This is a genomic window from Phaeobacter gallaeciensis (assembly GCF_001678945.1).
Lineage (GTDB): Bacteria > Pseudomonadota > Alphaproteobacteria > Rhodobacterales > Rhodobacteraceae > Phycobacter > Phycobacter gallaeciensis_A.
The window spans coordinates 2,989,254-3,002,734 of sequence record NZ_CP015124.1; the positions used below are offsets into that span (position 1 = coordinate 2,989,254).

Annotated in this window: 14 protein-coding genes; 11 read left to right on the top strand and 3 right to left on the bottom strand. The window is 63.1% G+C overall.

Features of this window, described 5'->3' with window-relative positions:
• Positions 1–68: 68 nt before the first annotated feature.
• Positions 69–1,097 (bottom strand): type I glyceraldehyde-3-phosphate dehydrogenase, encoded by a 1,029-nt coding sequence (gene gap, locus JL2886_RS14210; RefSeq protein WP_065272609.1) that lies wholly within the window; start codon positions 1,095–1,097, stop codon positions 69–71.
• A gap of 187 nt (positions 1,098–1,284) precedes the next feature.
• Between gap and JL2886_RS14215 the strand changes: the two genes are divergently transcribed.
• Complete coding sequence (locus JL2886_RS14215) at positions 1,285–2,289, top strand: LacI family DNA-binding transcriptional regulator (RefSeq protein ID WP_065272610.1); 1,005 nt, start codon at positions 1,285–1,287, stop codon at positions 2,287–2,289.
• A 9-nt stretch (positions 2,290–2,298) separates the two neighbouring features.
• Here the strand turns inward: JL2886_RS14215 and JL2886_RS14220 are convergent, their stop codons facing one another.
• Positions 2,299–2,958: a TetR/AcrR family transcriptional regulator gene (locus JL2886_RS14220; protein ID WP_065272611.1), complete on the bottom strand. Its 660-nt coding sequence runs from the start codon at positions 2,956–2,958 to the stop codon at positions 2,299–2,301.
• A gap of 79 nt (positions 2,959–3,037) precedes the next feature.
• Between JL2886_RS14220 and JL2886_RS14225 the strand changes: the two genes are divergently transcribed.
• From JL2886_RS14225 to JL2886_RS14240, 4 genes are read left to right on the top strand one after another with little or no spacing between them, the layout of a single operon-like run.
• Positions 3,038–4,354: a flavin-containing monooxygenase gene (locus JL2886_RS14225; RefSeq protein WP_065272612.1), complete on the top strand. Its 1,317-nt coding sequence runs from the start codon at positions 3,038–3,040 to the stop codon at positions 4,352–4,354.
• Positions 4,351–5,253 (top strand): bile acid:sodium symporter family protein, encoded by a 903-nt coding sequence (locus tag JL2886_RS14230; protein ID WP_065272613.1) that lies wholly within the window; start codon positions 4,351–4,353, stop codon positions 5,251–5,253. The genes JL2886_RS14225 and JL2886_RS14230 overlap by 4 nt, the downstream gene beginning before the upstream one ends.
• On the top strand, positions 5,250–6,200 hold the full coding sequence (locus tag JL2886_RS14235) for an SDR family oxidoreductase (protein WP_065272614.1): 951 nt from the start codon (positions 5,250–5,252) through the stop codon (positions 6,198–6,200). Before JL2886_RS14230 ends, JL2886_RS14235 begins: the two co-directional genes overlap by 4 nt.
• The gene (locus JL2886_RS14240) at positions 6,197–6,970 is read left to right on the top strand and encodes an SDR family NAD(P)-dependent oxidoreductase (RefSeq protein ID WP_065272615.1); all 774 of its coding nucleotides are present in this window, start codon (positions 6,197–6,199) and stop codon (positions 6,968–6,970) included. Before JL2886_RS14235 ends, JL2886_RS14240 begins: the two co-directional genes overlap by 4 nt.
• Here the strand turns inward: JL2886_RS14240 and JL2886_RS14245 are convergent.
• Positions 6,967–7,452: an Lrp/AsnC family transcriptional regulator gene (locus tag JL2886_RS14245; RefSeq protein ID WP_065272616.1), complete on the bottom strand. Its 486-nt coding sequence runs from the start codon at positions 7,450–7,452 to the stop codon at positions 6,967–6,969. The genes JL2886_RS14240 and JL2886_RS14245 overlap by 4 nt on opposite strands.
• A 203-nt stretch (positions 7,453–7,655) precedes the next feature.
• Here JL2886_RS14245 and JL2886_RS14250 point away from each other — a divergent pair, with 203 nt between their 5' ends.
• The 6 genes from JL2886_RS14250 to JL2886_RS14270 all read left to right on the top strand — a co-directional run bounded on the left by JL2886_RS14250 (position 7,656) and on the right by JL2886_RS14270 (position 13,479).
• Positions 7,656–8,747, top strand: a complete 1,092-nt coding sequence (locus tag JL2886_RS14250; protein ID WP_082996091.1) for a pyridoxal-phosphate dependent enzyme — start codon at positions 7,656–7,658, stop codon at positions 8,745–8,747.
• Positions 8,740–9,903 (top strand): M24 family metallopeptidase, encoded by a 1,164-nt coding sequence (locus tag JL2886_RS14255; RefSeq protein ID WP_065272618.1) that lies wholly within the window; start codon positions 8,740–8,742, stop codon positions 9,901–9,903. Before JL2886_RS14250 ends, JL2886_RS14255 begins: the two co-directional genes overlap by 8 nt.
• 3 nt (positions 9,904–9,906) lie before the next feature.
• A complete protein-coding gene (locus JL2886_RS14260) occupies positions 9,907–10,647 on the top strand; it encodes an aspartate/glutamate racemase family protein (RefSeq protein ID WP_065272619.1) in 741 nt (246 codons plus the stop codon).
• Positions 10,648–10,847: 200 nt separating this feature from the next.
• Positions 10,848–10,973, top strand: a complete 126-nt coding sequence (locus JL2886_RS19775) for a hypothetical protein (protein WP_257784211.1) — start codon at positions 10,848–10,850, stop codon at positions 10,971–10,973.
• A gap of 391 nt (positions 10,974–11,364) precedes the next feature.
• Positions 11,365–12,501 (top strand): ABC transporter substrate-binding protein, encoded by a 1,137-nt coding sequence (locus tag JL2886_RS14265; RefSeq protein WP_065272620.1) that lies wholly within the window; start codon positions 11,365–11,367, stop codon positions 12,499–12,501.
• A 57-nt stretch (positions 12,502–12,558) separates the two neighbouring features.
• The gene (locus tag JL2886_RS14270) at positions 12,559–13,479 is read left to right on the top strand and encodes a branched-chain amino acid ABC transporter permease (protein WP_065272621.1); all 921 of its coding nucleotides are present in this window, start codon (positions 12,559–12,561) and stop codon (positions 13,477–13,479) included.
• Positions 13,480–13,481: the final 2 nt, after the last annotated feature.

Sequence of the window (13,481 nt, forward strand, 5' to 3'; positions counted from 1 at the left end):
GCGGCCCCCGTGCAATCCCACCCGCCATGATCTGCCGCGTGGGTCAGTGATTGCTTGGTCTTATGCGCTCAGCTGGCGAGCGCCATCTCTTCTGGCTTCATCAGGCGGCCCATGTGGCGGCCGGTGTCCAGCATGCGGTTAGAAAAGCCCCATTCGTTGTCATACCAGCTGACCACCCGCACCAGCCCTTCGCTGGTGACAGCGGTCTGCGCAGCGGCAAAACAGGAGGAATGCGGGTCGTGGTTGAAATCGACCGAGACCATCGGATCTTCTTCATAGGCCAGAATGCCTGACAGCCCGTTCTCCGAGGCTGCGCGCACGGCGTCATTCACCTCTTCGACCGTGGCGGCGCGTTCGGGCACAAAGCTGAGATCGACAACCGAGACATTCGGTGTCGGCACCCGGATGGCGGAGCCTTCCAGCCGTCCTTTCAGATGCGGCAGCACCTCGGCGATGGCGCGGGCGGCGCCGGTGGAGGTCGGGATCATCGACAGGGCTGCGGCGCGGGCGCGATAGGGGTCCTTGTGCGGGCTGTCGTGGGTCGGCTGGTCGCCGGTATAGGCGTGAATGGTGGTCATGTAGCCAGTCTTGATGCCAAAGGCCTGATCCAGCACCTGCGCCACCGGCGCCAGGCAGTTGGTGGTGCAGGAGGCGTTGGAGACCACCAGATCGTCCGCGGTCAGATCCATGTGGTTGACGCCATAGACCACGGTGCGGTCGACCTCTTTGCCGGGGGCGGAGATCAGGACGCGCTTCGAACCATTGCCCAAATGCGCGGCCGCCGCATCGCGGCTGGTGAACAGGCCGGTGCATTCATAGGCGATGTCGACGCCTTCCCAAGGCAGATCCGCCGGGTTGCGCTCGGCGCTGAGCCGGATGGTGTGGCGACCCACCCGCAGGGTCCCGTCCGCGAGAGAGGCAGGTGCGCGCAGGCGACCATGCACGGAATCGTATTTCAGCAGATGCAGCAGGGTTTCGGCGGGTGCCAGATCGTTGATCGCCACCACGTCGATGTCGGTGTCGCCGCGTTCCAGCAGGGCGCGCAGGACGCCACGGCCGATGCGGCCAAATCCGTTGATTGCGATCTTGAGGGTCATGGCATCTGTCTCCGTGCAGTGGGCGTGTTTGGAATCGCCCCTTGGTTGCGGTATCGATAGCGGTGGCGCTAACATTTGTGTATTCGTTATCGATAACGATCAAGTAAATCAACCCTGCCTGAAAACATCGGCCAATCCCGGCCCGCTGCCTCTTGCGGCTGGGCGCGAAGTGCTGGACCATGCGCGCATGACAAAGAAGCTGCTGCTCAAGGACGTCGCCCGTCTGGCCGGGGTCAGTGAAATGACCGCCTCTCGCGCGTTGCGCGGGACCACGGATGTGTCCAAGGCAACCCGCGCGCGGGTCGAGGAAATCGCCCGTGCCCACGGCTATGTGCCCAATCGCATCGCCGGATCGTTGTCCTCGCAATCGGTCAATCTGGTTGCGGTGGTGGTGCCGTCGCTGAACAGTTTTGTCTTTCCAGAGGTGCTGTCGGGGATTTCCCACGTGCTGAAGGAAACGCAGTTGAAACCGGTGGTTGGCGTATCGGGCTATGAGCTCGATGAAGAAGAGGCCGTGATTCGCGAAATGCTGAGCTGGCGTCCCTCGGGGCTGATCGTGGCGGGGCTGGAGCACACTGAGGCCACCCGGCGCATGCTCGAGCAGGCGGATTGCCCGGTGGTGGAGGTGATGGATGTGGATGGCACCCCGGTGCGCCACTGCGTCGGCATTTCCCATCTGCAGGCGGGACGCGACATGGCGGCGCAGATCCTGTCGCAGGGTTATCGGCAGATCGGCTTTATCGGCACGAAGATGCCGCAGGATTTCCGCGCCCGTAAACGTTTTGACGGCTTTGTCGAAGGATTGGCAGAGCAGGGTGTCACGCTGATGGACCGGGAACATTATGCCGGAGAAAGCTCGATCCAGACCGGGCGTCAGCTGACCGCGCAGATGCTGGAGCGCACGCCGGAACTGGAGTGCATCTATTATTCCAGCGACGTGATGAGCGTCGGCGGTCTGATGCATTGCCAGGCCGAGGGGCTTTCGGTGCCCGGCGACGTGGCGCTGGCGGGGTTCAATAACCTGCAGATCCTGCAAGGACTTCCGCAGGAACTGGCCACCACTGATGCCTGCCGCCGCGAGATCGGCGAACGCGCCGCGCGCATCGTGCTTGAGACGCGGGAGGCGGATCAGCCAACGCCGCCCGTTTGCGTGCAGTTGAGCCCGACCATCAGCCTGGGGCGGTCGCTCTAGCTCTGCCTATCAGCCTTGGGACTGGCCGGGGTTCGCTGTCAGGATCGCCTCCATTCCGGCGGTGCAAAAGGCGATCAGCTGGTCGACCTGCGCTTCGGCGGCGCCGGGGCTCAGAGCCTCGATCCGCCAGCCGGTGTTGAGAAAGGCGAGCATCGCAGCCACGGAATAAACCTGACCGGTGGCGGCGGCCTGACGTTCAGCCTGCGGATAAAGCGCCAGAATCTCCTCGATAAACCGGTTGGCTGTGGGGTCGAAACACTGCGCCGCCAGCGGCCGCCAGCGCGGATCAGCGGACACATGCGCCACCAGGCGGCCATAGTGCTGCCAATGGGGGCCGCCGGTGCGTGCCAGCGTCACATAGGCCCGCATGAAGACATCCAGGAGCCCCCGCAGCGACAGGGCACCCTCGGCCCTGAGGCGCTCCAGCCCTGCCAGACGCACGTCGGCCAGTTCATCGGCACGGCGGGTGACGGTCTGGTGAAACAGCTCTTCCTTGCCGCCACCGTGATGGTGCACCAGCCCGACCTGTACCCCGGCCAGCGCTGCGATATCGCGCAGCGAAGCGCCTTCGAATCCGCGCTCAGCAAAAAGCGCTTCGGCGGCGTCCAGGATCCGCGCCTTGGTCTGCAGTGACCGCGCCGAAGGGGCGCGTTTGCGTTGTTTTTCCACGAAAAACTCCCGTTGGTGAAAATATCTTGCCTTATTTTGAACGTTTGTTCAATCTAAAGTCGGAGGACAGGGAGGAATTATGACGGAAACGCGCGGGCGCTATGCCCTCATCGGCGCCGGGCCGATGGGGCTGGCCATGGCCAAGGTATTGGTCGAACAAGGCATTCCCTTTCAGGGGTTTGAATTGCATTCGGATGTGGGCGGTTTGTGGGACATCGAGGGGCCGAACTCCACGATGTACGAAAGCGCCCATTTGATCTCATCCAAGCGGATGACGGAATTTGCGGATTTCCCGATGAAGGACGAGGTGGCCGAATACCCCTCGCATCGGGAGCTGAAAAACTATTTCCACGATTTCGCGGATCATTTCGGCCTGCGGGAGCGGTATCACTTCAACGCCGAGGTCCTGAAGACCGAACCATTGGGCGGTCCGGGCGAGGGCTGGCGCGTCACCTGGCGCGATCCGGAGGGCGAGCACAGCGCCGAATTTGCCGGTGTGCTGATCGCCAATGGCACCCTGTCAGAGCCGAACATGCCGACATTCCCAGGCGACTTCACGGGCGAGCTGATCCATTCCAGCCAATACCGCAAGGCCGAGCAGTTCGGCGGCAAGCGCGTGCTGGTGGTGGGCGCGGGCAATTCGGGCTGCGACATCGCGGTGGATGCGATCCACCATGGCAACAGCTGCGATCTGTCGATGCGGCGCGGCTACTACTTCGTACCCAAATACGTCTTTGGCAAACCGGCAGACACCATGGGCGGGCTGATCCAGCTGCCGATGTGGCTGAAGCGGCGCATCGATGGTCTGATCCTGAAATGGTTTGTGGGCGATCCGCAAAAGTATGGCTTCCCGAAACCCGATTACCAACTTTACGAAAGCCATCCCGTGGTGAATTCGCTGGTGCTCTATCACGCGGGCCACGGCGATCTAAAGATCCGCCCCGATATTGACCGGATAGACGGCAAGGTGGTGTATTTCACCGATGGCAGCAGCAGCGAGTATGACATGATCCTCGCTGCGACGGGCTACAAGCTGCACTATCCCTTTATCGATAAGGAGTTGCTGAACTGGCAGGGCGATGCACCGCATCTGTATCTCAACGCGATGCACCCTGCGCGCGACGATTTGTTCGTTCTCGGCATGGTCGAGGCCAGCGGCCTTGGCTGGCAGGGACGGCACGAGCAGGCCGAGATGGTCGCGCGCTATATCAAGGGGCTTGAGACCGGCAATGCCGGGGCCAAGGCCCTGAAGGCGGAAAAGGCCGCGGGATTTGAACGCGCAACCGGCGGTATGGCCTATCTGAAACTGGCGCGGATGGCCTACTACGTGGACAAGGCGACCTATCGCAAGGCGGTCACGGGCTGGATCAAGCGGCTCTCCGGGGCGGGCGCATGAGCGGGATTGATGAGATCACGCTGAATTTCAGCCCCGCCTCTCTGACGCTTCTGAATGGGATCCTCGCGGTGGTGATGTTCTCCATCGCCATCGATCTGAAGCCTTCTGATTTTCACCAGTTACGCCGCGCGCCCAAACCGCTGATCGTCGGGCTGCTATCGCAGTTCATCGTGCTGCCGGTGCTGACCTTTGCGCTGGTCTGGCTGACCGCGCCGCGTCCCTCGATTGCGCTGGGGCTCATTCTGGTGGCGGCCTGCCCGGGCGGTAATATCTCCAACTTCATCACCCATCGCGCGGGCGGCAATTCCGCCCTGTCTGTGTCGATGACGGGGTTTGCCACCGTGGGGGCGATCCTGTTGACACCGGTCAATATCGGACTCTGGGGTGGGCTTTACCCTCCAACGCGGGCGATCCTGCAGCAGACCGAGATCGACCCGGTGCAGATCGCCATCACCGTCGGTCTGATGCTGATCCTGCCCCTTGTGTTGGGGGTGCAGCTCAATATGCGGGCGCCCGATCTGACGGCACGCATCCGGCGGCCCCTGCAATGGCTGTCGATGGGGATCTTCGTTGCTTTTATCGTGCTGGCGCTGGCGGCCAACTGGGGCTTCTTCCTGCAATTCGCAGGCGCGGTCGCCGGGCTGGTGATCCTGCACAATACGGTGGCGCTTGGCGGGGGCTGGATCACCGCGACGCTGGCGCGGCTGTCGCCTTATGACCGGCGCGCGGTGACGATAGAGACCGGCATCCAGAACTCGGGCCTGGGTCTGGTGCTGATCTTTGCCTTCTTCGGGGGCTTGGGCGGCATGGCCGTCGCGGCAGCCTTCTGGGGGATCTGGCATGCCATATCGGGGTTAGCACTGGCCGCTCTGATGTCCCGGACGGAGGCAGCGCGATGACCGAGGATGCAAAGACCAAAACCGTTCTGATCACCGGCGCTGCTGGCATGGTGGGCCGTGCCCTGCTGTGGGAGCTGCCCGCCTGCCGGGTGATCGCCTCGGATCTGGCGCCGCCTGCGGATCTGCCCAAGGGCGGAGAGTTCTGCCGCATGGATGTCACAACCGATGATCCCGCCCGGGTCATCGGCGAATATAAGCCCGACGTGATTGTGCATCTGGCCTCCATCGTGACCCCGCCCAAGGGCAGCAGCCGCGATTTCGCTTATGCCGTTGATGTCGCGGGCACGCGCAAGGTGCTGGAGGCCGCCGTGGCGCATGGGGTGGAACGTATCATCGTGACCTCCTCTGGTGCGGCCTATGGCTATCACGCGGACAACCCGCAGCCGCTGCGCGAGAACGACAGCCTGCGCGGCAATCCGGAGTTCGCCTATTCCGACCACAAGCGTCAGGTCGAGGAAATGCTGGCCGAATACCGCCGTTCGGCGCCGCAGCTGCAGCAGGTGATCCTGCGCGTTGGCACGGTGCTGGGGGCGGGCACGGAAAACCAGATCACCGCCCTGTTCCGCCGTCCGCGCCTGCTGGCGGTGACGGGCAGCGAAAGCCCCTTTGTCTTTATCTGGACCCGCGATCTGGCCCGCATTCTGGCCCGCGCGGCAACCGATGGACCAGAAGGAGTCTTCAACGTCGCCGGGGATGGCGCCATGGGCGTCACCGATCTGGCGCAGGCGCTGGGCAAACCGGTTCTGCGCCTGCCGGCCTGGGTGCTGAAGGCGGCGCTGGCGCTCGCGAAACCTCTTGGTCTCAGCCAATACGGGCCGGAACAGGTGCGGTTCCTGCAATACCGGCCGGTACTGGACAACAGCGCCCTGAAACGGGACTTCGGCTATACGCCCGAGCTGACCAGCGCCGAGGTGTTCGATCTGTGGAGGCAGCAGGCAGGCCTATGACGAAGAAGAAAACAGCAGTCATTTCCGGCGGCGCCGGTGGGCTTGGCCGGGCCTTGTCCATGGCGCTGCAGGCGCGGGGCTGGCGGGTGGTCCTGCTGGATCTGGATGTCTCGGGGTTGGACAGCAGCGAGACCCAGATCCCGATCCGCTGCGATCTGACCGATTCGACCCAGTTGCGCAGCAAGGCCGAGCAAATCGAGCAGCAGTATCCGGTGATTGATTTGGTCATCTACAACGCTGGTATCACCCAGATCGGGGGCTTTGATACCATCGACGAGGCCAGTCACCGGAGGGTGTTCGACATCAACTATTTTGCTGCCGTCGCCATGGCCGGGCATTTTCTGGCGGCGGTCCGGCGGGCATCGGGGACGCATATCGCGGTGTCTTCTGTGGCGGGGTTTACGCCGCTTTATCATCGTACCTCTTATGCGGCGTCCAAACACGCGCTGGAGGGGTTCTTCAAATCCCTGCGCTCGGAAGAGCGGCCCTATGGCGTCGATGTGCTGATCGCGGCGCCGTCTTTCGTGGCCACCAATATCGGCAACGACCAGCGTCAGATCGACGGCATCGCGCGGCCGGGATCGGCCGCAGATGGGATGGATTACATGACGCCCGAGGCTGCTGCCGAGGAGATCCTGCGCGGGCTTGGCCGACGGCAGCCGATGATCCCGGTGGGACGGGTGGCGCGGCTGGCCTGGTGGGTGAACAGCTTGGCGCCGCGCCTTTACCAGCGGTTGATGGAGCGGCAGATCGGCGGCCACGAGGGCTAGGCGCCGTCGCCCTCTGTGTCCGCGTCCGGCAGGATCGGCAGCGAGAAGCCTGTTTTCACCCGGTTCATCACGACGGAGGTACGGAACCGGGTGATATTTTCTTCGTCAAAGAAATGCCGCCGGGTGAAGGCTTCGAAATCGGGCATGTCGCGGGCGGTCAGGATGACGATGAAATCGGCATTGCCGGTCACATAATAGCACTGCATGACCTCGGGCGCCTCGACCATACGGCGGCGGAAGCGATCGATATCCTCGGCGCGCTCGCTGTGCAGGGTGACCTCGACGATCAGCATCAGTCCACGGCCCAGTTTTTCAGGATTGAGCATCGCGATATCGGCATCGATATAGCCCTGCGCGCGCAGCCGGGTCAGCCGCTTGCGGCAGGCATCGGGGGACAGCCCGGCGATATGCGACAGGGCCTCGGCTGTCAGCCGGTTGTTGTCCTGGATCGCGGCAAGGATGAGCTGGTCGAATCTGTCCATATCACGCCTCCTTAGGGCTGCAAGTTTGTCCGTTTTTCCGTGACTTGCACAGCCGGAGTGCTGCCATTGTCCGGTATTCTGCATCAAATGTGAAAAGTCATCAGAAAATCGGCCTGCAGGGCGGCGAAATTTCCGAGAAACCGATGGCGGTGCAGATTAGGTTGGGCAAAAATCGAACAACAAAAAGAAGAGGAGGTCGATCCATGGATGGGGCGTTGAGCAAGACACTCGATAACATGTGGCGGGGCGGCGCGTTGCCGGTCGCGGGAACTGAGCCTCAGCTTTATCCCAGCGTTGCCGCCGATGCGGTGGCCAAGCTGCTGACACTATGTCCGCGCCACGCGATCACACCGCTGATCGAGGCGGATGAACTGGCAAAAAAAGCCGGGGTGGCCAGGATCTGGATCAAGGACGAGCGCGCCCGCATGGGGCTGGGCAGTTTCAAGGCGCTGGGCGCGGCCTACTGCATTGCCAGCGCAGCGGCCGATGCATTGAAGGACAAGATCGGCGCCTCTCAGGTCTGGGAAACGGCCCTGCACGGACAAACTTATGCCACGGCAAGCGCCGGCAATCACGGGCTGTCCGTTGCGGCTGGGGCGCGGATTTTCGGGGCCGAGGCGGTGATCTACCTGTCGCGGGCGGTGCCCGAGGCCTTTGCCCAGCGGCTGCGCGACAAGGGCGCCCGGGTTGTACGCGCCGGTGATAATTACGAGGCCAGCATGGCCGCTGCTGCGGCGGATGCCGAAGAGAACGGTTGGACGCTGCTCTCCGACAGCTCATGGCCCGGCTACAGCGCCCCGGCCATCGCGGTGATGGAGGGCTATTTGCAACTGGCCGCCGAGGCTGTCGCCCAGATCGACGGGGTGCCGACGCATATCTTCCTGCAGGCCGGTGTCGGCGGTCTGGCGGCTGCGGTGGCCGCCTATGCGCGGCAGGTCTGGGGCAACACGCCGCAGATCATCGTGGTGGAACCGGACGCGGCGCCTGCGCTGATCGAGAGCATCCGCAGCGGCGAATTGCAGGACACGCAGGGGCCGGTCTCTTCCATGGGGCGGCTCGATTGCAAGACCCCGTCGATGGTGGCGCTGAACGGGCTGGCGCGCGATGCCGATGTCTTTGCCACCATATCCGAGGAAGAAGCTGCCGCAGGGGTCCGGACCCTTGCCGAATATGGCTATGCAACGACGCCATCGGGCGGCGCCGGTCTGGCAGCGCTTCTGGCGGGGCGTGTGAAGGATCTGGGACCCGATGCGCGGGTGCTGGCGATCCTCAGCGAAGGGCCGGAAGATGGCTGATCCCGCCCGCGGCTTTGACCGGGGTGAGTTCCTGCGGCGGCGTGATGCCCTGCAGGCGGGCATGGCGGCAGCGGGCATGGAGGCACTGCTGCTGACCACGGCGGCGGATATCTTCTATGTCACGGGGTTCCTGACGCGGTTCTGGGAAAGCCCGGCGCGTCCCTGGTTTGTGGTGGTTCCGGCCAAAGGTGACCCTGTTGCAGTGATCCCCGCCATTGGCGTGGATCTGATGCGGCAAAGCTGGATTTCCGACATCCGCTGTTGGGATGCGCCGGATCCGAAGGATGATGGCGTCAGCCTGCTGGCGGCGACCCTTGGCGATCTGGTGCCGGAAACCGGAGCCATCGGCACGCCGATGGGGCTGGAGACGCAATTGCGTATGGCGCTTGGCGATTACATGGCGCTGACCGCGCGGCTGGCACCGCGCCGCATGGTGGATGCCACGGATGTGGTGCAGCGGGTGCGAGAGATAAAGTCAGATGCCGAAGTATCCAAGATCCGCGCCGCCTGCGCGGTGGCGGATCGTACATTTGCCCGGGTGCCGGAGTTCGCAGGCCCCGGCAGGCCGCTTGATGCGGTGTTCCGTGATTTTCAGCGGGTGCTGCTGGAAGAGGGCGCCGATTGGGTCAGCTACACGGCTGGGGGTGCCGGGCCGGGCGGCTACGGTGATGTGATCTCTCCGGCGACGCCGCAGCCGTTGGCGGTAGGCGATGTGCTGATGCTGGACACCGGCGCGGTGCGCGATGGCTATTTCTGCGACTTCGACCGCAATTACGCCATCGGTCCGGTCGCGCCTGAGACCGCTCAGGCGCATGCGTCGCTTTATGCGGCCACGGATCTGGCGCTGGAGAAGCTGCGCCCCGGCATGACTGCCGCGGATGCGCACCGGATTCTCTGCGAGGGGCTGCGTGCCCATGGCGCCACGCCCGGCGGCGGGCGGCTTGGCCATGGACTGGGGGTGACGCTGACCGAATGGCCTTCGTTTACGCCCAAGGATCAGACGGTGCTGCGCGCCGGGATGGTGCTGACGCTGGAACCGGGCGCCGAGATCGCCCCTGGCCGCATTCTGGTGCACGAGGAAAACATCGTCCTGCGCGACAGCGGCCCCGAGCTTTTGTCCACCCGTGCCCCGGCAGAGCTGCCGGTTCTGGAGTAGATCATGCAGAATTTCCCCTATGAGCTGACTGGCCCGATCGGCAGCCGCGCAACCTTTGGCCATATCGTACTGCAGGTGGATGAGACGCTGGAGCAGGACATGCGCCGTCTGTTGCCGGGAGGAGAGGTCGCCCATCATGTCAGCCGTATTCCCAGCGGCGATGAGCTGACCCCGGATACCATTGCCACCATGAAAGAGACGCTGCCAGCGGCTGCCGCGCTGTTGCCCCCGGCGGCGGAATTCGACGTGATCGGCTATTGCTGCACTTCGGGCACCACCCTGATCGGCGCGGACCGGGTCGCGGATCTGGTACGGCAGGGCGCCGCCGCGACCCATGTCACCGATCCTCTGACTGCGGCTCTGGCAGCGCTTGCGACGCTGGAGGTCCGGTCGCTGGCCCTGGTGTCGCCTTATGTGGAAAGCGTCAGCGACCCGGTCCGACAGGCTTTTGCGGCGCGGGGGTATGATGTCAGCGGCACCGTGTCGTTCGGGGAAGAGGTGGAGGCGCGGGTGGCGCGGATCGATCCGGCCTCGATCCACGCGGCGGCCCTTTCCGTGGCTGGGGACGCCGATGCGGTGTTCCTGTCCTGCACCAACCTGCGCACGCTTGATATCATAGACGATCTTGAGGCGCGTCTAGGCAGGCCAGTGCTGAGCAGCAATCAGGTGCTTGCCTGGCATATGGCGCAGTTGGCGGGGGCGCCGAAACAGTGCAAGGGCCCGGGGCGCCTGCTCGGGATCTGAGCAGGGACCAGGGGGCGAGGGGGGATTGCGTTGGGGGCGTGTTGGAGAAACCAAGAGCTGCCCAAACGGATCCGATTCGTCTGACGGAAGCATCGGTCACTTAGGATGTGATCCTGCCCGAACGTCTTGGCGGCGAGCTGGTGGCACAAGGCCCGGAGGTTGTGCCGAGGTCGTTAGATATGCCTCAGATGAGGCGCGGAATGGATCTGGTGAAGATGTCGTCTGACCGTGAAATGAGCGGTGCGTATATCGTGGCAGAAGCCTTTCTGGAACAGGCGGGCGCGACTGGTGTTAGCTTAAGTAGTTTTTATATATCAGGTGCTTAGTTTGCTATTATGACTGATCTGACGCGTTGTGCTGCTGCGTAAATCACGGGTCCTTCAACCGTGGCGTGCACCCCTTTCCGACTCCATACTAAATTATGTTTTAGGGTTTAATATTTTAATCTTGAAACAAAACAGAGAAGCCGCCTAGAGTTTTGAGGTCAGCCACCAGGCGGTGGGCCTGCCGGATGCGGCAGCCTTGCCCCGGGCGGCGGATAAAACGTCAGGATGTGAAATCCACCACTGCACGGCAAACGGCAGAAGGTGTCCCCGTCAGAGGGAAAAGGCGATCAAGGACTGGCGCCACCCGCGTGAAGCGGAAATAGTGGGGTCACAGGAATAACCGCGGCCAACGCGGATCCGGTCGATAACTGCAATAGGGAGACTATAGGAAATGAAAGCAATCAAAACACTGGCGCTGGCGACAGCGGTGTCCGCTCTGGCCGTTGCGGCGCAGGCCGAGACCAAGATCGGCATGATCACCACCCTGTCCGGCGGCGGCGCCAGCCTTGGCGTGGATACCCGCGACGGGTTCATGCTGGCGATGGAAAACGCCGGGCGCGATGACGTCGAAGTGGTGATCGAGGACGATCAGCGCAAACCTGCAACCGCAGTCCAGATCGCCGATCAGATGATCCAGTCCGAAAAGGTGGATATCCTGACCGGTATCGTGTGGTCGAACCTGGCCATGGCGGTGGTGCCCTCGGCGACCGGGCAGGGGCTGTTCTACCTGTCGACCAATGCCGCGCCGGCACAGCTGGCGGGCAAGGGCTGCAACCCGAACTATTTCTCGGTCTCCTACCAGAACGACAACCTGCACGAAGCGGCCGGTGCCTACGCCACCAGCGCCGATTTCAAGAAGACCTTCATCATGGCGCCGAACTATCCGGCCGGGAAGGATTCCCTCAACGGGTTCAAGCGCTTCTACAAGGGTGAACTGGCGGGTGAGATCTACACCAAGCTGGGCCAGACTGATTATGCCGCCGAACTGGCGCAGGTCCGTGCCAGCGGCGCCGACTCGGTCTTCTTCTTCCTGCCCGGCGGAATGGGGATCTCCTTCCTCAAGCAATACGCCGCCAGCGGTATCGATCTGCCCGTAGTGGGCCCGGCCTTCTCTTTTGATCAGGGCATCCTGCAGGCGGTGGGCGATGCGGCGCTGGGGGTAAAGAACACCTCGCAGTGGAACAAGGATCTGGACAATGCGGCCAACGCCGAATTCGTCTCTGGTTTCCAGGAAAAATACGGCCGCCTGCCGTCGCTTTATGCGGCGCAGGGCTATGACACCGCCAACCTGATCCTGAGCGCGCTGGACAAGGCCGACGTGTCGGACAAAGACGCCTTCCGCGCTGCCCTGAAAGAAGCCGATTTCGCATCGGTGCGGGGTAAGTTCAGCTTTGGTCCGAACCAGCACCCGATCCAGGACATTTACGTCCGCGAGGTCATCAAGGAAGGTGATATCTTCACCAATAAGATCATCGGCACCAGTCTGACAGATCATTCCGACGCCTACGCGGCCGAGTGCAAGATGTAATCTGATCCTCCCTGCGGGGGCGCCGCATTGGCGCCCCCGTCAGAACGGAAATCTCCCATGTCCATTGTTCTCATTCTTGAGCAGATCCTGAACGGATTGCAGTTCGGGGTCATGCTGTTTCTCATGGCTGCGGGCCTGACGCTGGTTTTTGGCGTTATGGGCCTGATCAACCTCGCCCATGGTGCGCTTTACATGGTTGGGGCCTTCGCGGCGGCGGCAGTGGCCGGGCTGACCGGTTCCTTCCTGCTGGCGCTGATTGCCAGTTTGGCTGCGGCGGCTGCGGCCGGGGCTGTGGTCGAGATCGCGGTGATCCGGCGGCTTTATGACCGCGATCACCTTGATCAGGTCCTGGCGACCTTTGCGCTGATCCTGATTTTCTCCGAAGGCACTCGCTGGATTTTCGGCTCCTTTCCACTGTTTCTGGATGTGCCTGCCGCATTGGCCGGGCCGCTCAGCTTGCCGGGCGGTATCGAATACCCGGCCTACCGCCTTGCCATTATCGGCATCGGGCTGGTGGTGGCAGCGCTGCTGTTCTGGCTGATCGCCCGCACCCGTATCGGGATCCAGATCCGGGCCGGTGAAGCCGACCGCGAGATGATCGCAGCGCTGGGGGTGGATATTTCCCGGCTGTATACGCTGGTCTTTGCCCTTGGCGCCGCGCTGGCGGGGCTTGCCGGTGCCTTGGTCGGAGCCATTCAGTCGGTTCAGGTCGGCATGGGAGAGCCGGTTCTGATCCTGGCCTTTGTGGTGATTGTCATCGGTGGTATCGGCTCGATCAAGGGCGCGCTGGTCGGCGCGCTGCTGGTGGGGCTAACGGATACGCTGGGCAAGGTCTTCCTGCCGCAATTCTTTGGTCTGTTCCTGGAACCGGCAAGTGCTGCCTCGGTCGGGGCCTCGCTGGCGTCGATGTTGATCTACATCCTGATGGCGGCGGTTCTGCTGGTGCGCCCCTCGGGACTTTATGGGGGGAGCGCATGAGC

What these genes read in the sequence shown, in the direction of transcription:
- gap (WP_065272609.1), bottom strand. Translation starts at nt 1,097, where the DNA reads ATGACCCTCAAGATCGCAATCAACGGATTTGGCCGCATCGGCCGTGGC.
- JL2886_RS14215 (WP_065272610.1), top strand. Translation starts at nt 1,285, where the DNA reads ATGACAAAGAAGCTGCTGCTCAAGGACGTCGCCCGTCTGGCCGGGGTC.
- JL2886_RS14225 (WP_065272612.1), top strand. Translation starts at nt 3,038, where the DNA reads ATGACGGAAACGCGCGGGCGCTATGCCCTCATCGGCGCCGGGCCGATG.
- JL2886_RS14230 (WP_065272613.1), top strand. Translation starts at nt 4,351, where the DNA reads ATGAGCGGGATTGATGAGATCACGCTGAATTTCAGCCCCGCCTCTCTG.
- JL2886_RS14235 (WP_065272614.1), top strand. Translation starts at nt 5,250, where the DNA reads ATGACCGAGGATGCAAAGACCAAAACCGTTCTGATCACCGGCGCTGCT.
- JL2886_RS14240 (WP_065272615.1), top strand. Translation starts at nt 6,197, where the DNA reads ATGACGAAGAAGAAAACAGCAGTCATTTCCGGCGGCGCCGGTGGGCTT.
- JL2886_RS14245 (WP_065272616.1), bottom strand. Translation starts at nt 7,452, where the DNA reads ATGGACAGATTCGACCAGCTCATCCTTGCCGCGATCCAGGACAACAAC.
- JL2886_RS14250 (WP_082996091.1), top strand. Translation starts at nt 7,656, where the DNA reads ATGGATGGGGCGTTGAGCAAGACACTCGATAACATGTGGCGGGGCGGC.
- JL2886_RS14255 (WP_065272618.1), top strand. Translation starts at nt 8,740, where the DNA reads ATGGCTGATCCCGCCCGCGGCTTTGACCGGGGTGAGTTCCTGCGGCGG.
- JL2886_RS14260 (WP_065272619.1), top strand. Translation starts at nt 9,907, where the DNA reads ATGCAGAATTTCCCCTATGAGCTGACTGGCCCGATCGGCAGCCGCGCA.
- JL2886_RS19775 (WP_257784211.1), top strand. Translation starts at nt 10,848, where the DNA reads ATGGATCTGGTGAAGATGTCGTCTGACCGTGAAATGAGCGGTGCGTAT.
- JL2886_RS14265 (WP_065272620.1), top strand. Translation starts at nt 11,365, where the DNA reads ATGAAAGCAATCAAAACACTGGCGCTGGCGACAGCGGTGTCCGCTCTG.
- JL2886_RS14270 (WP_065272621.1), top strand. Translation starts at nt 12,559, where the DNA reads ATGTCCATTGTTCTCATTCTTGAGCAGATCCTGAACGGATTGCAGTTC.